This is a genomic window from Actinosynnema sp. NPDC020468, assembly GCF_040642015.1.
In the GTDB taxonomy this organism is placed as follows: Bacteria; Actinomycetota; Actinomycetes; order Mycobacteriales; family Pseudonocardiaceae; genus Actinosynnema.
In genome coordinates, this window is sequence record NZ_JBFAEO010000025.1 from 43,059 (window position 1) to 63,247 (window position 20,189).

A 20,189-nucleotide genomic window follows, 5' to 3' on the forward strand; every position below is an offset into this window, starting at 1 on the left:
GCGGACGGTGCGGAGGCGGGTCGGGCGGGGCGGGTGGGTGCAACTACGCTGCGGCGCGTGTTGGTGTTGTTGCCGCCCTCGGAGACCAAAGCCCTCGGGGGTGACGGTGGGGCGCTGGACCTCTCGGCGCTGTCCCACCCCTCCCTGAACCCCGCTCGGGAGGTGGTGGTCGGGGCGCTGGAGGAGTTGGCGCGGGACGTGCCGGCCAGCCTTCGGGTGCTGGGGCTGTCCGAGCGGCAGGCCGGCGAGGTCGAGCGGAACGTCGGGTTGCGCGTGTCCGCGACGTTGCCGGCTCTCGCCCGGTACACCGGGGTGCTCTACGACGCGTTGGAGCGGACCGGTTTCACCAAGGTCGAGGCGGCGCGGGCCGGTGCGCGGTTGCACGTGGCGTCCGCGTTGTTCGGGTTGGTCGGTGGCGGGGACCCCATTCCCGCGTACCGGTTGTCGGGCGGGAGCGTGATCCCCTCCGTGGGGTCGCTCGGGGCGCTGTGGCGGCCCGTGCTGGAACCCGTGCTGCGCGAGGTGGACGAGTTCGTCGTGGACCTGCGGTCCAGTCCGTACAACTCGCTCGCCAAGGTGCCGGACGCCGTGGTGGTGAAGGTGGTCACCGACGGCGAGGGCGGCAAGCGGCAGGCGGTCAGCCACTTCAACAAGGCCCACAAGGGGCGGTTGGCGCGGGCGTTGGTGAAAACCCGGGCCGAGGTGGACTCGGTGCGCAAACTCGTGGCCGTGGCGGGCAAGGCCGGGCTGCGGCTCGAACCCACCGGGACGCACGAGGTCGAACTGGTCGTCGCGGGCAACGGGGTCGGCTAGCGGAGGCCGGGCCGGGTGGCGACGCGCGGGTCACGCCGGCACCGGACGGCAGCCGGGCGCCGAAAGCGGCGCGCCGGTCGGGGTCCGGGTCAGAACAGGCTTTCGCCGGTGCTGCCGAAGTGACGGGTGGCGGGCGCGTTGCGGCGGTGGTTGCGCTCCAGGCCGAGGACGAGGAGGGCCAGCACCACCAGCAGGAACAGGATCGCGGTCATGGCACTTACTATGCGACCATCAAGAAACCGCCACCATTGGCAGCCTTGCCACTGTTAGTCAAAATCCTGCCATCTATGCTGGACCCATGCTGACCAGCGTCGCGACACCCCTGATCGACGGCGTGGCGCCGTTCGAGTTCGGCGTGATCTGCGAGGTGTTCGGGATCGACCGGACCGACGAGGGCGTGCCCGCGATCGACTTCCGGGTGTGCGCGGAAACCGCCGACCCGGTCAGGACCGGGGTGGGCGCGTGGATGACCGCCGAGCAGCGGTTCGACGCGCTGGTCACCGCCGACCTGGTGGCCGTGCCCGCCTCCCGGATCCGCGACGAGTACCCGCCCGCGATCGTGGACGCGTTGCGGGCTGCGCACGCGAACGGCGCGATCCTGCTCTCGGTGTGCAGCGGCGCGTTCCTGCTCGGCGCGGCCGGGCTGCTCGACGGTCGGGCGTGCACCACGCACTGGCGGCACGCCGAGGAACTCGCGCGCCGGTTCCCGAAGGCCCGGATCGACCCGGACGTGCTGTTCGTGGACGACGGCGAGATCGTCACCAGCGCGGGCACCGCCGCGGGCATCGACGCGTGCCTGCACGTGGTCCGCCGCGAACTCGGCTCCGCGGTCACCGCCGCCATCGCCCGCCGGATGGTGGTGGCGCCCCAGCGCGACGGCGGTCAGCGCCAGTTCGTGGAAACACCGACCCCGCCCCAGGCGGACAGCCTCCAGCCGACGCTCACCTGGATGCTCGACCGCCTCGACACCGACCACTCGGTGGCCACCCTGGCGGCGCACGCGCGGATGTCCGAACGCACGTTCGCGCGCCGCTTCGCCGCCGAGACCGGCACCACGCCGCACCGCTGGCTCACCTCCCAGCGCGTGCTGCACGCGCGCCGCCTGCTGGAGGAGACGGACTTCAGCGTGGAGGTGGTCGCGCACCGCTCCGGATTCGGCACGGCGGCCCTCCTGCGGCACCACTTCACCGCGGCGGTCGGCGTTCCGCCCAAGGACTACCGCCGTTCGTTCGCACACTGAGCCGCATTATTCGTAACCCAGCGCAGCACCCTGTCACCAGAAGTGACATTTCCTGCCAGAATGCGGGAGTGAACCACGACACATCCGCCGATGTCGTCTCACCCGCCCTCCTGCGTGGCCTCGTCGTCGACCTCCCACCCGAGGCCGACGACGCGCCCAAGGCGCTGGAGCGGGTGTGGGCGGGGTTGCGCGTGGCCCGGTTGCTCGGCCTCCGACTCGCCCGGACGGGCGCGCCGTGGCACGCCCGACAGGTCAACGCGGAGTGCGTCGAACACCAGATCGCGACCGACTTCACGACCTCGGCGACGTTCGCCCGGGTGCCGCTCGTGCTGCCCACACCGGACGGCCTCACCGGGCTGAGACCCGACGAGGTGGACGACGCGGTGGGCGCGCTCGTCGCGTTCGGCGCGGCCGCGCGGGCCCACATGCTCGCCGCCGCGCCGCGCGCCGACCGGTGGCACGACGAACGGGTGCTCCGGCACGACTCCCTGGTGATCGCCGACCTCGGTCCGGCGTGGCTGGGCGAGCGGCGGGGCTACGTGGTGGCGCGGCCACCCCTGTGGTGAGCGGGCGGGAAATTCGGTTGCGCGGACGCCAGGCGCCACCGCATCCTTTCCCCGCAAGCACGTGAGGCAGACGACGGAGGAGGTGCCCCGATGACGACGACCGTCCGGGACGTGGCACGCACCCGTCCTCTCGCCCCGACCGACTGACGCGGCCGACCACACCCGCGCCGGCGGGGCGACCCCTTCTCCACACCAGGGAGCCCCACCAGTGCGCGAGCACGAGAAGTACGACCGCTACGAGCAGGACTTCGGCGACGCGAAGGACCACGACTGGCGCACCAAGCGCCGGTCCCGCGCCGTCGACGACGAAGTGGGTCCCGGCCGTCGCGGCCGGTTGACCGAGGACGCCAAGGAGCGCTTGGCGCAGCGGCGCGAGGACGCCGACGAGCCGCTGCCCGACGGCGACCGCTGGTCGTCCTGGGGCGACGCCGAGCAGGGCCCGAAGCCGTGGCCCGGCTGGCTCGTCACCGACCTGGCCGCGGTCGACCGCGAGCTGGGCATCGTGAAGACCGGCAAGGAGGCGGACGTCTTCCTGCTGGAGCGGGCCGCGGCCGACCGGTCGTGCCTGCTGGCCGCGAAGCGCTACCGCAGCAACGACCACCGGATGTTCCACCGCGACGCGGGCTACCTCGAGGGGCGGCGGATGCGCCGGTCCCGCGAGATGCGCGCGATGCAGAACCGCAGCTCGTTCGGCCGCAACCTGATCGCCGAGCAGTGGGCGGTCGCCGAGTTCGCCGCGCTGACCCGGTTGTGGCAGCTCGGCGCGCCGGTGCCCTACCCGGTGCAGCGGGTCGGCACGGAGGTGCTGATGGAGTTCGTCGGCACGGACGGGCAGGCCGCGCCACGGCTGGCGCAGCTGCGACCCGAGCCGGACGAGCTGCTCGACCTGTGGCGGCAGCTGGTGGACGCGCTGATCGTGCTCGCCTCGGCGGGCCTGGCGCACGGCGACCTGTCCGCGTTCAACCTGATGGTGCACGACGGCCGGCTGGTCGTGATCGACCTGCCGCAGGTCGTGGACGTGGTGGCGAACCCGCGCGGCCGGGAGTTCCTGGAGCGGGACGTGCGCAACGTCGGCGGGTGGTTCACCTCGCACGGACTGGAGTCCGAACTGACCGACCCCCACGAGGTGACCGCGTTGCTGCTGGACGCGGCGGGCCTGTCCTGACGGGAGCGAGGTCGGTCGCGATCGCGACCGACCTCGCCGTCGAACCGCACGTCACTGCGCGTGTGCGGAGAAACACCGCCGGGTTGCGCGGTTCACCCCGATGATCAGCTAGACTGGACAGTGCACTGCCCGGTGGCGCCGAACGAGCGCCCGGTGGTGCTCCCAACCCGTATCGGCGCTCCACGCGTCGGGCCCGTCCTTGCGATCGCCGCTGCACCGCAGAGCAATCCCCGAGACGTGCCGTGTCCCGGAGGTTCGTTTTGCCACCCTCGTCCCAAGGCCGTTCCGAGCGCCCGCAGTACCGCAAGCCCCGCACGAGGCGCCCTGGCCAGGGCAACCGCCGTCCTCAGCAGTTCGAAGAGGCGGCACCGAGCTTGATCACCGACCACGTCGAAAGCACCCTCCCCGAAGGGCCGCTGCCCTCGTTCGCCGAGCTGGGTCTCGCGGACGAACTGCTCGCCGCGCTGACCAAGGCCGGCATCACCGACCCGTTCCCGATCCAGGCGGCGACGCTGCCGGACGCGATGGCCGGGCGTGACGTCCTCGGCCGCGGCCAGACCGGCTCGGGCAAGACGCTCGCGTTCGGGCTGGCGCTGCTGTCCCGCCTCGCGGGCGGTCGCGCCAAGCCGAACATGCCGCGCGCGCTCGTCCTCGTGCCGACCCGCGAGCTGGCGATGCAGGTGGAAGAGGCGCTGAGCCCCTTCGCCCGCTCGCTCGGCCTGTGGTGCCGCACGATCGTCGGCGGCACCTCGTTCCCGCGCCAGATCGACGCGCTCCGACGCGGTGTCGACCTGCTCATCGCCACGCCCGGTCGGCTCTCCGACCACGTGCGCCAGGGCACGGCCGACCTGTCCGAGGTGATGTTCACCGCGCTGGACGAGGCCGACCAGATGGCGGACATGGGCTTCATGCCGCAGGTCCGCGCAATCCTCGACCTGACCCCGCAGGACGGTCAGCGCCTGCTGTTCTCCGCGACGCTCGACGGCGACGTGGACAAGCTGGTGCGGCAGTACCTGCACAACCCGGTCGTCCACTCCGTCGCGCCGCCCACGGGCAGCGTGACCACCATGGAGCACCACCTGCTGTTCGTGTCCGCCGAGGACAAGCAGTCGGTCGTCACCGAGGTGGCCGCGCGCGACGGTCGCACGATCATGTTCGTGCGCACCAAGCACCACGTCGACCGCCTGGCCAAGAAGCTGCGGTCGATGGGCGTCAACGCGGGCGCGTTGCACGGCGGCAAGGCGCAGAGCGCCCGCACCCGCGTGCTCGGCCAGTTCCGCGAGGGCACCACGCCGGTGCTGATCGCCACGGACGTGGCGGCGCGCGGCATCCACGTGGACGACGTGAGCCTCGTGGTGCACGTGGACCCGCCGGCCGACCCGAAGGACTACCTGCACCGCGCCGGTCGCACGGCGCGCGCGGGCCAGTCCGGCACCGTCGTCACGCTGGTCACGCACGACCAGCGGCGCGCGGTGCAGGGGTTGACGGCGCGGGCGGGCATCCGTCCGGAGTCCACCAAGGTCCGCCCGGGTGACGAGGAGCTGGTGCGCATCACCGGCGCCCGCGTGCCCAGCGGCGTGCCCGTGGTGGAGCCGGAGATCCCGGTGCGCGCCCGTCGTGGCGGCAGCACCGGTGGCGGTCCGCGTCGGTCGGGTTCGGGCGGCGGCGGCCAGTTCCGCGGCGGCCGGTTCGACCGGGACCGCGACCGCGGTGGCGAGCGCGGCGGTCGTCGTCGCCCGGCGCCGCAGCACTAGCTAGAGCCCGTTGGAGACCTCCCGCACCTGCTTGTGCGGGAACCTCCGCCGGACGTGCTCCCCGGCTTTCGAGCCGGGGAGCACGTACACCGGTTCCTCCTTGTCCTGCAACGGTTTCAGCACGTCGGCGAGGAAGCCCTTCCGGTCCTCGAGGAACGGCGTGAGCACGTCCTCCCCCGCCGGACAGGCGGCCATGCAGTAGGCGGCCTTGTAGTTCGGCTTGAACGCGAGGCTCTGCCACATCGACGCCGTTTCCGCCGGTGACACCCGCGAGCGGTAGTCCTCCCGGTCCGCGCTGTCGGCCACGTTCTCCACCCAGTCGGTGAAGCCGCTCATGAACTCGCGGTAGTTGTGCGTGTAGCAGGCGGAGAAGTCGAACGACCCCTCCTTGCCGATCGCGCCCACCGGGCACGCGGCGACGCACAGCTTGCACTCCAGGCACGGGTTGTAGTCCAGCGGCGCGGTCGGTTCCTCGACCTCGAAGTCGACCACCACGGTGCCCAGCAGGATGAAGTTGCCGAACCGCGGGTGGATCACGTTGCGGTGGATGCCCATCGCGCCCAACCCGGCGGCCTGCGCGACGAGCTTGTGCGAGATCACCCAGCCGCGTCCCGGGAAGTCGTCCATCTCCTGCGGGAACGCCGACGACGGGTGCACCACGCGGTGCCCGGCGTCCTGGATGAGCCGCGCGAGCCGGTGCCCGACCACGCCCGCCTCGTCCAGCGCCTGGTGGAACTCGGTGTTGGCGATGCTGCGCAGCGGACTGCGCACGTTGTCCCGGTTCATCCGCACGCAGAACGCGATGTAGGACTTCGCGCGCGGCAAGGCCAGGCGCGCGTACTCCAGGTCGACCTCCAGGCCCGGCGCGTCGATCGGCACGAAACCGACGTCGTCCGCGCCCGCCTGTTCCGCCCACGCCCGGATTTGTGCCGCGTCCACGGTGACTCCCTTGGCTAGCTGGGTTGCTGTTGGCAACTTAGCCAGGCTGGGTACCGATGAGCAACCCAGCGGGTAGAGTGGGTCGCGTGGTTCGCCAGAACGTCGTCGTCGACAACGACCGGTGCTCGATCGCCCGCGCGCTGGGGGTGGTCGGCGAGCGCTGGTCGCTGCTCGTGGTGCGGGACGTGGTCAACGGGGTGCGGCGGTTCGAGGAGCTCCGCGAGCACCTCGGCGTCGCCCGCAACGTGCTGAGCAGGCGACTGGCCGAGCTGGTCGACGCCGGGCTGCTGGACCGGGTGGCCTACCGCGAGTTCGGCAGCCGGGAGCGGTACGAGTACGCGCTGACGCCCGCCGGGCGCGACCTGTGGCCGGTGCTGATGACGCTGATGGCGTGGGGTGACCGGCACCTCGCGGACGGGCCGCCGCCGGTCGAGCACGAGCACCTGGGGTGCGGCGGGAAGGTCGCGCTGGTCCCCGTGTGCGAGCACGGGCACGACGTCGACCCGGCGGACCTCGGGCTGCGCCTAGGGCGCTAGCCGGCCGCCGCCGTCCACGTGCAGCACGGTGCCCGTCACGTACGGGTTGGTCGCCGCGTACAGCACCGCCTGCACCACGTCGTCGGGCGTGCCGACGCGCCGGGCCGGGTTGCGGGCCGCGGTCGCCTCCAGGAACGCCGCCTTGCCCTCGCCCAGCCGGTCCCACGCGCCGGAGTCCACGATGCCCGGCGACACCGCGTTCACCCGCAGGGGTGCCAGTTCCACCGCCAGCGCCTCGACCAGGAACGCCAGCGCGCCGTTCGTGGTCGCCATGACCACCCGACCGGGCTGCGGGCGCCACGCGGCCACGCCCGAGAAGAACGTGAACGACTGCCGGGCCGAGCCGCCGAGGTGCTTGGCGAGCAGCAGCGGCCCGATCACCTTGGCGTCGAACGCCCGGCGGATCGCCGGCAGGTCCAGGTCGGCCAGCGGGCCGTTCGCGGGCACCGCCGCGGTCGACACCAGGTGGTCGAACGCGCCGACCCGGGCCGCGAAGTCCTCGACGGACCGTTCGTCGGTGAGGTCGATCGAGCCGTCGCGCGGGCTCGCCGCGACCACGTCCGCGCCCTGCGACCGGGCGGTGTCCGCGAGCTGCCTGCCGAGGTTCGAGGACGCGCCGATGATCACGACGCGGCTGTTCTCCAGTGAGTTGCGCACGAGGTCCACCCTCGCTGACCTGAGTACATAAATCCAATGCAGCTATTTCAGGAAATTGATTACTGTTGTTTATGGTGGCACGCTCCGGCCAGCCCCCCGGCCGTCCTGAGGCGCGCCCCACCGGCAGGTGTCCGGCCCGCTCCAGTGATCACCGGGACGCCGGCCACCAGGCTTTTCGGCATGACGAAAACGTGGCACCGGCCCACGCTCTGGCTCGCCGGCGTGATGGCACTCCTGTTACTCGGCACCCTCGTCGGGCTGCTCGTGGACGACCGGGTGATCCAGGGCTCGTCGGTGTGGCTCAAGCCGATGAAATTCGCCCTGTCCCTGGCCGTCTACTCGGCCACCCTGTCGTGGATGCTCTCCTTGCCGCACAAGGGGAAGCGCTGGACCTCCCTGCTGGCGACGGTGATCGCGCTGATCATGTCCGTCGAGGTCGCGCTGATCGCCCTCCAGGGTTCGCGCGGCGCGTTCTCCCACTTCAGCAAGGAGTCCGACCCGTACAACCACGCGGTCCAGTTCGCGTTCGGCTTCGTCAACATCGTGTTCCTGTCCGCCATCGCGCTGGCGCTCGTGCTGACCTTCCAGCGGGCCACCGACCGACCCGTGTTCCGGGCCGTGCGCACGGGGTTGGCGCTCACCGTGCTCGGCATATCCGTCGGCTACCTGATGCTGTTCGCGAACCCCCGGCACACCACCGCGATCGACGGCGAGGGCCGGACCGTCGGCCTCGACGGCGGGCACGGCGTCGGCGGGCCCGACGGTGGTCCCGGCCTGCCCCTGACCGGCTGGAGCACCACCGGCGGGGACCTGCGCGTGCCGCACTTCTTCGGCCTGCACGGACTTCAGGTGATGATCGTGCTCGCGCTGCTCACCGCGCGACTGGCCGAGCGGAACCGACTGCGCGTGGTCCTGGTCGGCGGCCTCGGCTACTTCGGACTCCTCGCGCTGCTCACGTGGCAGGCGCTGCACGCCGAACCGCTGACGAAACCCGGTGCCACCACGCTGGCCGCCGGCGGCGCGCTCGCCGTCGCCACCGCGCTCGGACTGTGGTGGGCGCTGCGCTCCGGCACACCGGCCGGCCCCCGCCCCGGTGCTGGGGAGAGCCCCACCGCGAAGTCTCCTGTTCACTCCAGTGAGTGAGGGCGGTCCGGCCGACAGGCTCTTGCGCATGACGAAAACGTGGCACCGGCCCACGCTCTGGCTCGCCGCCGTGATGGCGGTCCTGACCCTCGGCACCGTAGTCGGACTCCTGGTGGACGACCGGGTGATCCAGGGGTCGTCGGTGTGGCTCAAGCCGTTCAAGTTCACCCTGTCGCTGGCGGTCTACTCGGCCACCCTGTCGTGGATGCTCTCCTTGCCGCACAAGGGGAAGCGCTGGACCTCGGGGCTCGCGTCGGCCATCGCGCTGATCCTGTTCGTGGAGGTCGGACTGGTCGTGGTGCAGGGCGCGCGCGGCGCGTTCACGCACTACAACACCTCGCACGACGCCTTCAACCAGACCGTGCAGTTCGCGTTCCGGTTCATCATGGTGATGTTCGCGCTGAACATCGTGCTGGCGGCGATCCTGACCTTCCAGCGCGCCACCGGGGACCGGCCGACGTTCCACGCCGTGCGGGCAGGGCTCTACCTGGCCATCACGGGCATGGCGCTCGGCTACCTGATGATCTTCAACTTCGGGCAGAAGACCACCGCGGTCGACGCCGAGGGTCGCACCGCGAAGCTGGTCGGCGCGCACAGCGTCGGCGTGCCGGACGGCGGCGAGGGCATGCCCGTCACCGCGTGGAGCACCACCGGCGGCGACCTGCGCGTACCGCACTTCGTGGGCATGCACGGCCTCCAGGTGATGATCGTGGTCGCGCTGCTCACCGCGCGGCTCGCCGACCGCAACCGGCTGCGGGTGGTCCTCGTGGCGGCCGCCGGTTACGCCGGGCTGCTCGCCCTGCTCACCTGGCAGGCGCTGCGCGCCGAACCGCTGGTGAAGCCCGGCGCGACGACGCTGGCGACCGCGGGCGGGCTCGCCTTCGCCACCGCGCTCGGGGTGCTGTGGGCGGTCAGGTCCGGAAGGGCAACTCCGACGCCAACCCCGCGACCGGTCCTACAACGATGATCGCCGGAGGGCGGATCCCGTGCGCCACCACGTCTTCCCCGAGAGTGTCCAAAGTGGACCGGACGACGCGTTGCGCGCGGGTGCTGCCCTCCTGCACCACCGCGACCGGCGTGTCACCGGGCCTGCCCGCCCGCAGCGCGTCGGCGAACCGCGCGGCCCGCTCGACGCCCATCAGGATCACCACGGTGCCCCTGAGGGCGGCGAGCGCGGACCAGTCCACCAGCGAGCGCGGGTCGTCCGGCGCCACGTGCCCGGACACCACGACCACCTCGTGCGCCACGCCCCGGTGCGTCACCGGCACGTCCGCCAGCGCGGGCACGCCGAACGCGCTCGTCACGCCCGGCACCACCGTCACCGGCACGCCGGCCTCGGCGCACGCGATCAGCTCCTCGAAACCGCGGCCGAAGACGTACGGGTCGCCGCCCTTGAGCCGCACCACGAACTTCCCGGCCTTGGCGTTCTCGACCAGCGTGGTGTTGATGAAGTCCTGCGTCGCGGCGCGCCCGTACGGGATCTTCGCCGCGTCCACCACCTCGACGTGCGGCGGCAGTTCGTCCAGCAGCTCCACCGGGCCGAGCCGGTCGGCCACCACCACGTCCGCGCGGGCCAGCAGCCGCCTGCCGCGCACCGTGATCAGGTCCGGGTCGCCCGGTCCGCCGCCGACCAGCGCCACCCCGGCCGGCTGGTCGTGGTGGTCGGCGAGCGTGCCGTCCCGCAGCGCCGCGAGCAGCCCGTCGCGCACCGCGGCCGACCGCCGGTGCTCACCGCCCGCCAGCACGCCCAGCAGCAGTCCGCCGTGCGCGCCCGACGCCGGGGTCACCGCCGTGCCCTCGACCGCCACGTCCGCGCGCACGCAGAACACCCGGCGCTCGGTGGCGTCCGCGGTGATCAGCGCGTTCACCCCGTGGTCGGAGGTGCACGCCAGCACGTACCAGGCGCCGTCGAGGTCACCCGACCGGTACACCCGGTCGTGCCACACGACCTCGCCCGCGTCGACGAGACCCTGCACGGTGGGCGTGATCTCCGGCGAGATCACCTCGACCCGCGCCCCGGAGGCCACCAACCTGGGCAGACGCCGTTGCGCCACGGAGCCGCCGCCCACGACGACCACCCGCTTGCCGGTCAGGTCGAGTCCCACCAGATAGTGCTGTTCACCCTGCATGGGTAGAAGCATCCACATCCGACATGCCCTGTCCAACCGGGGTGATTCGACTCACCCCGGTCGGACCGGGTCGTGCGGTCGGGTCAGGAGTTGATCTGCGTGGTCAGCACCGAGTAGTAGGTGGCGACGCGGGCGTAGACGCCGGGGTAGCCCGCCGACGCGCAGCCGCGGCCGAACGACGTGGCGCCGATCAGCTTGCCGCCCGCGACGAGCGGACCGCCCGAGTCGCCCTGGCAGGTGTCCACGCCGCCCTGCGGGTAGCCCGCGCACACCATGGCCGTGTTGCTGTAGTTGGAGTACGCGGACCGGCACGTCGCGTCGGAGGTCAGCGGCACGGTCGCGCCGAGCAGGTAGCGCGACGCGGAGCCGCCCGAGGACGTGGTGCCCCAGCCGAGGATGGTGGCCTTGGTGCCCTCGGCGTACAGCGCGGTGTCCGACGGCTGGGCCAGCGGCAGGGTCGCCGAGCTCAGGTTCCGGTCCAGGGTCAGCACCGACACGTCGTTGCCGGACGACGCGCTGCGGTAGGACGGGTGCACCCAGATCTTCGTGACGGAGGCGGTGACGCCCGCGGTGCTCTGCTTGTCGTCCCGGCCCCACACGACGCGGGTGGACGACGCGGTGCGGCCGCTGGTGCAGTGCGCGGCGGTGACGACCTTGTTGGCCGCCACCAGCGTGCCGCCGCAGAACTGCGACCCGGACGACGAGGCCAGGTAGACCACCCAGGGGTACTGGCTGGTCGAGACGCGCGAGCCGCCCACGATGGACGGGGTGACGTCGGCGTTCGCGGCGGGTGCCGCGGTCGACAGGCCCACGGCCGCGACGACGGCCGAGAGCGCGGTGAGCAGGCGACGCAGGGGTTTCGCCATGGTTCGCTCGATCCTTCCGGTGCGTGGAGAGGCGGCGGACCTCAACACCTAGGACCTTCGGGGCGAACCGGACAACCGACTACCGGGTGTTCACCGTTGACTCCGCGCCCGGCACGCGCACCACGTCCGCCCGGACGGAGCCCTTGACGACCGGGCCCGCGCCGGTGCCGACGAACGCCACCGCGGCGCCGGCCTCGGCCAGCGCGACCGGGTCGCCGTCGACCACCCGGGTGCCCGGTCGCAGCAGGTGGCGGACCTGCTCGACGCACTCGGCCGGCCCGACCACGACCGCCGCCCGGCGCAGTTCGGCCTCCGCGCGGGGGGTGCGCTCGTCCGCGCCGCCCGGTCCGAGGCCGATGACCGCGAGCCTGCCGCGCGGCAGCACCCGTGCCGCCGCGACCGTCACGCCGTCGCCCTTGATCTTCGCCGCGGCGATCTCCACCCGACCGCCCGCGGACAGCTGGGCCGCCCCGCGCAGCGCGGACGCCTCGGCCACGCTCTGGGTGCCGATGTTCAGCTCGGCGGGGTTCGGCACCGGGATCACCGCCAACTCCTCGGCCGGGTAGGCGAGCAGCGGCGCGGTGGTCGAGTCGTGCCAGAAACCCCAGTCCTCCACCGCGTCGGCGATGCCGCGCTCGGCGGTCTTGCGGTCCAGCGTGGCGAACGCCCGCACCGCGCGCAGGTCGAGCCGCCGCTCCGACTCGAGCCGGGACAGCGCCGCGGACACCGCGTCCGCCCGCACGTCGGCCCGGGAGCCGATGCCGACCACCAGGGTGCGCGGGACCAGCCGCACGGTGTGCTCGCCGGCCGCCGTCACCCGGTCGCCCACGAGCACCGTCCACGCGCCCTCGTGCACGTCGGCGGTCACGTTCTCCGGCAGCGCGGGCAGCGGGAACCCGATCGAGTCGCGCAGCACCACCGGCTCGCCGGCCCGGATCGCGGCGTCGCACGCCTCGGCGTCACCCTCGACGGTGGCGTCGAGCAGTTCGGCCAACTCGGCCAGCACGGACGTGGGTGTGGGCGTCGTGACCACCGGCGTCGCGCCGACGACCTCGGCCACCCGCCGCGCCAACGCCTCCGTGTTGCCCAACAGCGCCACCGCGAACCCGTTGTCCACGCACACCACGCCGGGATCGGCCCGTTCGTCGCGCAACAACGGCGCGACCAGCCGGGTGGTGGCCTCCGTGCCGAGGAACACCACCGCCGCGCCCAACCGCGGCCACAGCGACCGGAGCGCGGGCCCGACCGGCCCGTCCGGCACGACCGCGTCCGACCCGAGGAACCCGGCCAGGTCGATCGCCGCCCGCCTGCGCTCGCCCGCGGCGAAAACCCCGATCACGACTACCTCGTCCTCCACCACGCGCACACCGCGCGCCTGTTCACGCCGACCGACGCCACGCGCCCGTGCCGACGACCCGATCACGACTTCGCTCCGACCACCGGCGCACCGACCGGCCTCTTCCCGCCACGAGCCCACCACGTGCCCGCCGACCCCGACGCGGCGGGGTCCCGCCCGCCGCCGGCCGACCGCATCGTCCTGTCCCGAGCCCACCACGTACCCACCCGACCACGCCTGAACGGGTCCCGCCTGGAGCCGGCCGACCGCGTCTCGCTCGCCGGCCGCGGGACCGTCACGGTTTCCCCATCCCCGCGGGCACCGCGACCGGACCCTCAGGCCCGCGTCACGACTTCTTCGTCCCCCACAACACAGTGACCGGGTTGGTCGCGAGCAGGGCGCCGCCGGTCAACCTCGCCGCCGAGAGCTGGGTGCCCTCGACCTGGTAGCCGGCCTCGTCCAGCGCGTCCCGCGCGGGCACCACGCGGTCCAGGTCGGCGGTGGCCACGACCACGCGGCGGGCACCGGACGTCGCGGACCGGCGGACCGCGTCCGCACCGCCGCCACCGACGTAGACCGCGTCCGGGCGGGGCAGGTCGCCCGCGTCGGCCAGGGCGGACTCGACCACGCGGACGTCCACGCCGTGCGCGGAGGCGTTGGCGATGATCCGGACGCACTGCACCGGATCGCGTTCGACCGCGATCACGGCCGCGCCCAGCCGGGCGCACTCGACGCCGACCGCGCCGGGACCGGCGGCCACGTCCCACACCAGCACGCCCGGTCGGGGCGCGAGCCGGGACAGCGCCAGGGCGCGCACCTCGGCCACCGCGACCAGGCCGTCCGAGCGGTGCGCGAAGTCGTCGTCGGGCAGCGCCCAGCCGTCGACCACCGGGCCGAACGTGGTCTCCGCCAGGCACAGCACCGGACCCGGCGCCTGCCAGCGGCGCACCACGGCGTCCGCCGGGTCCACAGTGGACAGTTCGCGGTCGTCCTGCACCACGAGGGTGCGCCGCCAGCCGGCCAGGCCGCGGGCCAGCTCGGCCGGGTCCGCGCCGGACACCAGCACGGCCGACCGCGCGCGGCACACGTTCAGGGCGTGGCGCGGGCCCGTCGCGGACGCGTCGACCACCGTCACCTCGCCCCAGGACCGACCGGTCCGGACGACGAACTCGTGCAGCGCGACGACGTCCATGTCAGTTGGCGCGCTTGGGCTTGCGGGACCGGGACGCGGCCGGTTTGCGCGGCGTCGTGCTCGCCTGCACGGTCGTCGGCTTGCGCTTGGCGGCCGCCACCGTCTTCGGCTTGGCCGGCGCCGGGTCGACCTCGGTGTCGTCGGGAGCGATGTCGGTGACCAGTTCCAGCACCGGCTGCACCGGCACCTCGGGCGCCTCGGCCTTCGGCGCGCGCCGGGCGCGGGCCGCCTCCTGCCAGTCGTGCACCGCCGACCACGCCGCGTCGGACGCGGAACGCTTGCCCCACTTGGAGGTCCGGGTCCGGCGGACCACCTCGTCGCGCGCCGGTCGACCCGGCTTGAGCACCTCGCCGACGAGGAACAGCGTGCTGCGGTAGAGCTTGTGCTCCTTCACGCACGCCTCCAGCTCGCCGAGCGTGGTCCGCGCGACCGTCTCGTCGGGGAAGGAGACCTTGTGCGCCACCACGACCGGTGTGTCGTCGGCGTACCCGCCCGCCCGCAGCTGCTCGACCAACTGGCCGGCGCGCGAACCCGAGGCGGACACCACCAGCGTGGTGCCGTGCACCGCGAACTCCCTGACCTGCTCGGCGTTCTCCGGGCTCGCGAGCACCAGGGACTGCGCGCCGTCGGCCGAGGTCAGCTCGCGCCCGATCGACGCGCCGACCGCCGACACCGGCGACACGCCGGGCACGACCTCGAGCTCCAGCCCCAGTTTCTGGCACGTCTCGTGCTGCTCGCGCAGGCCGCCCCACAGCGCCGGGTCGCCCGCGAGCAGCCGCACGACCTTGAGCTTGCCCGCCGACGCGCGGCGGTAGACCTCGACCACCTCGTCGGCGGTGACCCGGGAGAAGTCGACCAGCTCGGCGTCGGGGCGGGCGTGCTCGCGCACGCACTCCACCTCGACGGCGGTGGGCGCCCAGATCACCACGTCCGCCTCGGCTATCCGCTTGGCGCCCCGGAGGGTGATGAGATCGGCGGCGCCGGGACCGGCGCCCACGAAGGAGACCCGACCAGTCATCACAACTGCTCTCCCCACGAGGTTTACGGCTTGGTGGGGCACGACCGTACCGCGCCGGGGCGATCCACTAACGAGTGGCCTCGCAGGCGCGGACGAACCGGGCGACCGCCTCCGGCGTCGACGCCGGGTGGGTGTGCAGGTACGACGCGTGCACGCCGCCGAGCACGTGTCCCTCGGTCACCGGACGCGAGTCGACACCGCGCCACACCCACGCCGGCCGGGTGCCGTGCGGCACGTCGAGGTTCGTCCGGTGGAACTCGTGTCCCGTCACCCGGGACCCGGTCACCGCCAGCACCGAGTCGCCCGGCGCGACCGCGTCCCGGTAGCCGAGCGTCAGCCGCGGCGTCATCGAGCCCACCGCGTCGAGCACCCCGCACATCGGCGCCCCGTCCAGCTCCCTGGCCAGGTACAGCAGTCCGCCGCACTCGGCGTGCACCGGCGCGCCCGACCGGGCCAGCACCGCCACCGCGTCGCGCAGCTTGTCGTTGGCGGACAGCTCCGCGGTGTGCTGCTCGGGAAAACCACCCGGGAGGACCAGTCCGGCGGTGCCGGCGGGGAGTTCCTCGTCCCGCAACGGGTCCACGGTCACCACGTCCGCGCCGGCCGCCCGCAGCAACTCGACGTGCTCGGCGTAGCCGAAGGTGAACGCCGGTCCGCCCGCGACCGCGACCACCGGCGAGGCCGTGCGGCCGGACCGGGCGGAACCGGCCGGCGCCACCGGTCTTTCGGCGACCGGTCCGCGCGCGCCCTCGTGCCCGACCTCCCTCGCCGGGTCCCACGCGGGCACCGCGAGCGCGGGCACCTCGGCGGCCAGCCGGCGCACCGCGGCCAGGTCCACGTGCCGCGCCACGGCCTCGGCGATCGCCTCCACCGCGGCCACCGCCGCGCCACCGTGCTCCGCGGCGGTGACCAGACCCAGGTGCCGGGACGGCAGGTTGAACTTGTCGTCGCGCGGCAGCACGCCGAACACCTCCAGCCCGACCTCCGCGCACGCCGAGCGCAGCACCTGCTCGTGCCGCGCGGAGCCGACCTGGTTGAGCACCACGCCGCCGAGCCGCACCGTCGGGTCGTAACCCCGGAAACCGTGCAGCAGCGCGGCGAGGCTGCGGCTCTGACCCCGCGCGTCGACCACGAACAGCACCGGCGCGGACAGCAGTTTGGCGACGTGCGCGGTGGACCCGATGCCCTCGGTGTCCACCCGCCCGTCGAACAGGCCCATCACGCCCTCGACCACGGCCAGGTCGCACCCCCGCGCGCCGTGCGCGAACAGGGCGGGCACCCGGTGCTCGCCGACCATCACCGGGTCGAGGTTGCGACCGGGTCGGCCGGTGGCGAGGCCGTGGTAGCCGGGGTCGATGTAGTCCGGTCCGACCTTGAACGGCGCCACGCGGTCGCCCGCGCGCCGCAGCGCCGCCATCAGGCCGGTGGCCACGGTCGTCTTGCCCGCGCCGGAACCGGGCGCGGCGACGACCACCCGGTTCACCACTCGATCCCCTTCTGGCCCTTCTGCCCGGCGTCCATGGGGTGCTTGACCTTGGTCATCTCCACCACCAGGTCGGCGACCTGCACCAGCTTGTCCGGCGCGTTGCGGCCGGTGATCACCACGTGCTGGTGGCCCGGCCGGTCGACCAGCGTGGAGACGACCTCGTCCACGTCGATCCAGCCCCACTTGAGCGGGTAGGTGAACTCGTCCAGCACGTACAGGCCGTGCTGCTCGGCGGCCAGCCGGCGGGAGATCTCGCGCCAGCCCTCCAGCGCGGCGGCGGCGTGGTCCTCGTCGGAACCCGCCTTGCGGGACCACGACCAGCCCTCGCCCATCTTGTGCCACTCGACCGGGCCGCCCTCGCCGGTCTCCTCGTGCACCCGGCCGAGCGCGCGGAACGCCGTTTCCTCGCCGACCTTCCACTTGGCGGACTTGACGAACTGGAAGACCCCGATGGACCAGCCCTGGTTCCAGCCGCGCAGCGCGAGGCCGAACGCCGAGGTGGACTTGCCCTTCATCTCGCCGGTGTGCACCAGCAGCAGCGGCCGGTTGCGGCGCTGCCGGGTGGTGAGGCCGTCGACGGGGGTGACGGACGGCTGTCCCTGTGGCATCGGAACTCCTACGCGGCTCGGGCGGCGCGCACGACGCCGGCGACCTGGTCGGCGGACAGTTCTTCCAGACGCAGGCACACCGCGTCCAGGGCCGCGGCGACGCGACCGGCCATGCCGAGGCGGACGTGGCCGCTCTCGCAGTCCACGACCACGGACGCCGTGCCGCGCAACAACTCCGCGGCGCGCAGCGAGTCGCGCACCGGGTCGCCGCCGGCGCCGGTCGAGGTGGCGCGGCCGTCGGTGAGCAGGACGAGCAGCGGACGCCGGCGCGGGTCGCGGACGCGTTCGACGTCGAGCACCTTGGCGGCCTTGAGCAGTCCGTCGGCCAACGGCGTGCGACCGCCGGTGCGCAGTTGCCGCAGCCGCGCGGCGGCGGCGTCGACCGAGTTGGTGGGCGGCAGGGCGACCTCGGCCGCGCCGCCCCGGAACGTGATCACGCCGACCTTGTCCCGGCGCTGGTAGGCGTCGCGGAGCAGGGACACGACCGCGCCGCTGACCGCCGACATCCGCTGCCGGGCGGCCATCGAGCCGGACGCGTCGACCACGAACAGCACCAGGTTGCCCTCGGTGCCCTCGCGGACGGCCAACCGCAGGTCCGTGCCGCGCAGCACGAGCCCGGGACCGCTGCGACCGCGCGCGGCCTGGTGCGGCGCGGCGGTCTGGAGCGTGCCGACCAGGTGCAGCCCGCTGCCGTCCACAGTGGACGGACGAACCACCCGGCCGGTGCGCGACCGCGCGCGGGACCGCTTGCCCGGAGCGCCCTCGCCGACACCGGGCACCTGGAGCAGCCTCGCCCGGAACGCGGGGGCCGGCGCGTGCGTCCGCTCGCCGCCACCCGGACCGTCCGAAGTGGACTGCTCGGGCGCGTCCCCCGGGGTGTCCGGTCCGGTGTCCTCCGGCAGGCCACCGTCGCCGGGACCGTCCGGGTCGGTGTCCGGGTCGTCGTCGGGACCCTCGTCCGACGGCTCCTCGGCGTGCTCGGCACCTTGCCGCATGGCGTCCTGGAGCTGCTGCTCCTCCAAACCCGGCTCGTCGAACGGGTCCCGGCGCTTGCGGTGCGGCAGCGCCAGCCGCACGGCGGCCTCGACGTCGGCCTCGGTCACCTCGTCCGCGCCGCGCCACGCGGCGTGCGCCACGGCCGTGCGGGCCACCACGAGGTCCGCGCGCATGCCGTCGACCTCGAACGCGGCGCACACCCCGGCGATCCGGCGCAGCTCGGCGTCCGGCAGCACCACGGCCGCGAGCCGGTCGCGCGCCACCACGATCCGCGCCGCCAACTCGGCGTCCTCGACCTCCCAGCGGGCCGCGAAGACCTCGGGGTCGGCCTCGTAGGCGAGCCGGCGGCGGATCACCTCGGCGCGGGTGGCCACGTCGCGCGCCGCGCGCACCGACACGGTCAGCCCGAACCGGTCGAGCAGCTGCGGCCGGAGTTCGCCCTCCTCCGGGTTCATCGTGCCGACGAGCAGGAACGACGCCGCGTGCGACACCGAGACGCCCTCGCGCTCGACGTGCGCGCGACCCATCGCGGCGGCGTCCAGCAGCAGGTCGACCAGGTGGTCGTGCAGCAGGTTGACCTCGTCCACGTACAGCACGCCCCGGTGCGCGGCGGCCAGCAGGCCGGGCTGATAGGCCCGCACGCCCTCGGTCAACGCGCGCTCCAGGTCGAGCGAGCCGATCAGCCGGTCCTCGGTCGCGCCGACCGGCAGTTCGACCAGCCGGGCGGGCCTGCGTTCCGCGGCGGGGCCGTGGGGACCGTCGGGGCACTCGGTGTCGCGGGCCGGGTCGCAGCCGAAGCGGCAGCCGGGCACCACGTCGAGGTCGGGCAGCAGGGCGGCCAGCGCGCGCACCACGGTCGACTTGGCGGTGCCCTTCTCACCACGCACGAGCACACCGCCGATACCGGGGTGCACGGCGTTGAGCAGCAGCGCCAAGCGGAGGTCGTCGTGGCCGACGACGGCGGAAAAGGGGAAACGCGCGCCCATGCGGCGGTGTCCTTCCTCGGGTGTCCACGCCCGTGTCCGGTGACTCGGGGGTCGAGTTCCTGACTCCCGGTTCACCCGGTCACAGTGGCGGGACCGCGCCGGATTCGCACCGGCTTCCTCGCGCACCCCTACAGCCCCGGCATCGTCGCACTTCGCCGCACCGGGTCCAAGTCCCCCACCAGCAGTGCCCGGGCGAGCGAGATCACACCCGAACGCACCCGGTCGACCGGCAGACCGCACCGCGCGACCAGGTGGTGCAGCACGTCGCCGCGCAGGTTGGCCAGCAGCGCGTGGGCCGCGTAGTGGGCGTCCAGACCGGGGTTGACCTGCGCGATCAGGGTGGCCAGCCGGGTTTGGGTGAGGGTGGCGTTGCCGTCGCACGCCGAGTCGTCCGACGCCACCCGCTCCAGCGCCCTGATCAGCGGCAGCCGTGCCACCACGTGGTCGAACAGCCGGCCGACGAACGTGACGACCCTCTCCTCCGCGGGCACCTCGCCGGCGGTCAGCAGCGCCTCCGACTCGGCGAGCCATTCCTGCGCGCCGTGCGCGACGACGGCCTGGACCAGCCCCTCCCGGTCGCCGAACCGCCGGAACACGGTCCCCTTGCCGACACCGGCGGCGGCCGCGACGTCCTCCATGCACACCCGGTCGAGGCCGCGTTCGCCGATCAACCGCTCGGCGGCGGCCAGGATCGCGAGCCGGTTGCGCGCGGCGTCACTGCGTTCGGCCACCCGAACCTCCTGGACAGAACCGGACCGA

Annotated in this window: 20 protein-coding genes and 1 riboswitch; of the genes, 8 read left to right on the plus strand and 12 right to left on the minus strand. The window is 73.5% G+C overall.

The features are described 5' to 3' along the window. Positions 1-57 precede the first annotated feature (57 nt). Positions 58-813, plus strand: coding sequence for a peroxide stress protein YaaA (gene yaaA, locus AB0G50_RS19405; protein ID WP_360110140.1), 756 nt, complete (start codon positions 58-60; stop codon positions 811-813). A gap of 89 nt (positions 814-902) precedes the next feature. Here the strand turns inward: yaaA and AB0G50_RS19410 are convergent, their stop codons facing one another. Then, positions 903-1,025 carry a hypothetical protein gene (locus AB0G50_RS19410; RefSeq protein WP_360110142.1) on the minus strand — a complete coding sequence of 41 codons (123 nt, stop codon included), beginning with the start codon at positions 1,023-1,025 and terminating at the stop codon, positions 903-905. An 86-nt stretch (positions 1,026-1,111) separates the two neighbouring features. On the opposite strand from AB0G50_RS19410, the gene AB0G50_RS19415 reads away from it, so the two are divergent. From AB0G50_RS19415 to AB0G50_RS19430, 4 genes are all read left to right on the plus strand, one after another. Next, entirely contained in the window at positions 1,112-2,053 is a 942-nt protein-coding gene (locus AB0G50_RS19415; RefSeq protein WP_360110145.1) for a helix-turn-helix domain-containing protein, read from the plus strand. A gap of 68 nt (positions 2,054-2,121) precedes the next feature. Continuing rightward, positions 2,122-2,619 carry a hypothetical protein gene (locus AB0G50_RS19420; protein ID WP_360110148.1) on the plus strand — a complete coding sequence of 166 codons (498 nt, stop codon included), beginning with the start codon at positions 2,122-2,124 and terminating at the stop codon, positions 2,617-2,619. A gap of 208 nt (positions 2,620-2,827) precedes the next feature. Further along, positions 2,828-3,784 carry an RIO1 family regulatory kinase/ATPase gene (locus AB0G50_RS19425; RefSeq protein ID WP_360110151.1) on the plus strand — a complete coding sequence of 319 codons (957 nt, stop codon included), beginning with the start codon at positions 2,828-2,830 and terminating at the stop codon, positions 3,782-3,784. Positions 3,785-4,158: 374 nt separating this feature from the next. Continuing rightward, positions 4,159-5,538, plus strand: a complete 1,380-nt coding sequence (locus AB0G50_RS19430) for a DEAD/DEAH box helicase (RefSeq protein WP_360110154.1) — start codon at positions 4,159-4,161, stop codon at positions 5,536-5,538. Here AB0G50_RS19430 and AB0G50_RS19435 read toward each other — a convergent pair whose 3' ends face one another. After that, positions 5,539-6,477 (minus strand): 4Fe-4S binding protein, encoded by a 939-nt coding sequence (locus tag AB0G50_RS19435; protein ID WP_360110157.1) that lies wholly within the window; start codon positions 6,475-6,477, stop codon positions 5,539-5,541. A gap of 86 nt (positions 6,478-6,563) precedes the next feature. Here AB0G50_RS19435 and AB0G50_RS19440 point away from each other — a divergent pair, with 86 nt between their 5' ends. Then, on the plus strand, positions 6,564-7,013 hold the full coding sequence (locus AB0G50_RS19440) for a helix-turn-helix domain-containing protein (RefSeq protein ID WP_360110160.1): 450 nt from the start codon (positions 6,564-6,566) through the stop codon (positions 7,011-7,013). Here the strand turns inward: AB0G50_RS19440 and AB0G50_RS19445 are convergent. Next, positions 7,002-7,670, minus strand: coding sequence for an SDR family oxidoreductase (locus tag AB0G50_RS19445; protein WP_360110163.1), 669 nt, complete (start codon positions 7,668-7,670; stop codon positions 7,002-7,004). The two genes, AB0G50_RS19440 and AB0G50_RS19445, sit on opposite strands and share 12 nt — an antisense overlap. Positions 7,671-7,850: 180 nt before the next feature. On the opposite strand from AB0G50_RS19445, the gene AB0G50_RS19450 reads away from it, so the two are divergent. Further along, positions 7,851-8,813 (plus strand): hypothetical protein, encoded by a 963-nt coding sequence (locus tag AB0G50_RS19450; protein ID WP_360110166.1) that lies wholly within the window; start codon positions 7,851-7,853, stop codon positions 8,811-8,813. A gap of 28 nt (positions 8,814-8,841) precedes the next feature. Beyond that, entirely contained in the window at positions 8,842-9,780 is a 939-nt protein-coding gene (locus tag AB0G50_RS19455) for a hypothetical protein (protein ID WP_360110169.1), read from the plus strand. On the opposite strand, the gene cobA is transcribed toward AB0G50_RS19455, so the two are convergent. The 9 genes from cobA to AB0G50_RS19500 all read right to left on the minus strand — a co-directional run bounded on the left by cobA (position 9,725) and on the right by AB0G50_RS19500 (position 20,161). Beyond that, positions 9,725-10,942 carry a uroporphyrinogen-III C-methyltransferase gene (gene cobA, locus AB0G50_RS19460; RefSeq protein WP_360110172.1) on the minus strand — a complete coding sequence of 406 codons (1,218 nt, stop codon included), beginning with the start codon at positions 10,940-10,942 and terminating at the stop codon, positions 9,725-9,727. The genes AB0G50_RS19455 and cobA overlap by 56 nt on opposite strands. 83 nt (positions 10,943-11,025) lie before the next feature. Beyond that, positions 11,026-11,808 (minus strand): serine protease, encoded by a 783-nt coding sequence (locus AB0G50_RS19465; RefSeq protein ID WP_360110175.1) that lies wholly within the window; start codon positions 11,806-11,808, stop codon positions 11,026-11,028. Positions 11,809-11,887: 79 nt separating this feature from the next. After that, the gene (locus AB0G50_RS19470) at positions 11,888-13,168 is read right to left on the minus strand and encodes a cobalamin biosynthesis protein (RefSeq protein ID WP_360110178.1); all 1,281 of its coding nucleotides are present in this window, start codon (positions 13,166-13,168) and stop codon (positions 11,888-11,890) included. 322 nt (positions 13,169-13,490) lie between these two features. Beyond that, entirely contained in the window at positions 13,491-14,336 is an 846-nt protein-coding gene (locus tag AB0G50_RS19475; RefSeq protein ID WP_360110182.1) for a hypothetical protein, read from the minus strand. A 1-nt stretch (position 14,337) separates the two neighbouring features. Next, the gene (locus tag AB0G50_RS19480) at positions 14,338-15,354 is read right to left on the minus strand and encodes a cobalt-precorrin-4/precorrin-4 C(11)-methyltransferase (RefSeq protein ID WP_360110185.1); all 1,017 of its coding nucleotides are present in this window, start codon (positions 15,352-15,354) and stop codon (positions 14,338-14,340) included. A 67-nt stretch (positions 15,355-15,421) separates the two neighbouring features. Further along, positions 15,422-16,837 carry a cobyrinate a,c-diamide synthase gene (locus AB0G50_RS19485; protein WP_360110188.1) on the minus strand — a complete coding sequence of 472 codons (1,416 nt, stop codon included), beginning with the start codon at positions 16,835-16,837 and terminating at the stop codon, positions 15,422-15,424. Beyond that, positions 16,834-17,448 carry a cob(I)yrinic acid a,c-diamide adenosyltransferase gene (gene cobO, locus AB0G50_RS19490; RefSeq protein WP_360110191.1) on the minus strand — a complete coding sequence of 205 codons (615 nt, stop codon included), beginning with the start codon at positions 17,446-17,448 and terminating at the stop codon, positions 16,834-16,836. Before cobO ends, AB0G50_RS19485 begins: the two co-directional genes overlap by 4 nt. Before the next feature lie 8 nt (positions 17,449-17,456). Beyond that, entirely contained in the window at positions 17,457-19,430 is a 1,974-nt protein-coding gene (locus tag AB0G50_RS19495; RefSeq protein ID WP_360110194.1) for a putative cobaltochelatase, read from the minus strand. Positions 19,431-19,483: 53 nt separating this feature from the next. Continuing rightward, positions 19,484-19,550, minus strand: a riboswitch (cobalamin riboswitch). 8 nt (positions 19,551-19,558) lie between these two features. Next, complete coding sequence (locus tag AB0G50_RS19500) at positions 19,559-20,161, minus strand: helix-turn-helix domain-containing protein (protein ID WP_360110197.1); 603 nt, start codon at positions 20,159-20,161, stop codon at positions 19,559-19,561. Between the last annotated feature and the right edge of the window lie 28 nt (positions 20,162-20,189).

Excerpts from the sequence above, each read along its gene's own strand:
- AB0G50_RS19410 (WP_360110142.1), bottom strand. The coding sequence starts at position 1,025 with ATGACCGCGATCCTGTTCCTGCTGGTGGTGCTGGCCCTCCTCGTCCTC.
- AB0G50_RS19415 (WP_360110145.1), top strand. The coding sequence starts at position 1,112 with ATGCTGACCAGCGTCGCGACACCCCTGATCGACGGCGTGGCGCCGTTC.
- AB0G50_RS19450 (WP_360110166.1), top strand. The coding sequence starts at position 7,851 with ATGACGAAAACGTGGCACCGGCCCACGCTCTGGCTCGCCGGCGTGATG.
- AB0G50_RS19455 (WP_360110169.1), top strand. The coding sequence starts at position 8,842 with ATGACGAAAACGTGGCACCGGCCCACGCTCTGGCTCGCCGCCGTGATG.
- cobA (WP_360110172.1), bottom strand. The coding sequence starts at position 10,942 with ATGCAGGGTGAACAGCACTATCTGGTGGGACTCGACCTGACCGGCAAG.
- AB0G50_RS19465 (WP_360110175.1), bottom strand. The coding sequence starts at position 11,808 with ATGGCGAAACCCCTGCGTCGCCTGCTCACCGCGCTCTCGGCCGTCGTC.
- AB0G50_RS19475 (WP_360110182.1), bottom strand. The coding sequence starts at position 14,336 with ATGGACGTCGTCGCGCTGCACGAGTTCGTCGTCCGGACCGGTCGGTCC.
- AB0G50_RS19480 (WP_360110185.1), bottom strand. The coding sequence starts at position 15,354 with ATGACTGGTCGGGTCTCCTTCGTGGGCGCCGGTCCCGGCGCCGCCGAT.
- cobO (WP_360110191.1), bottom strand. The coding sequence starts at position 17,448 with ATGCCACAGGGACAGCCGTCCGTCACCCCCGTCGACGGCCTCACCACC.
- AB0G50_RS19495 (WP_360110194.1), bottom strand. The coding sequence starts at position 19,430 with ATGGGCGCGCGTTTCCCCTTTTCCGCCGTCGTCGGCCACGACGACCTC.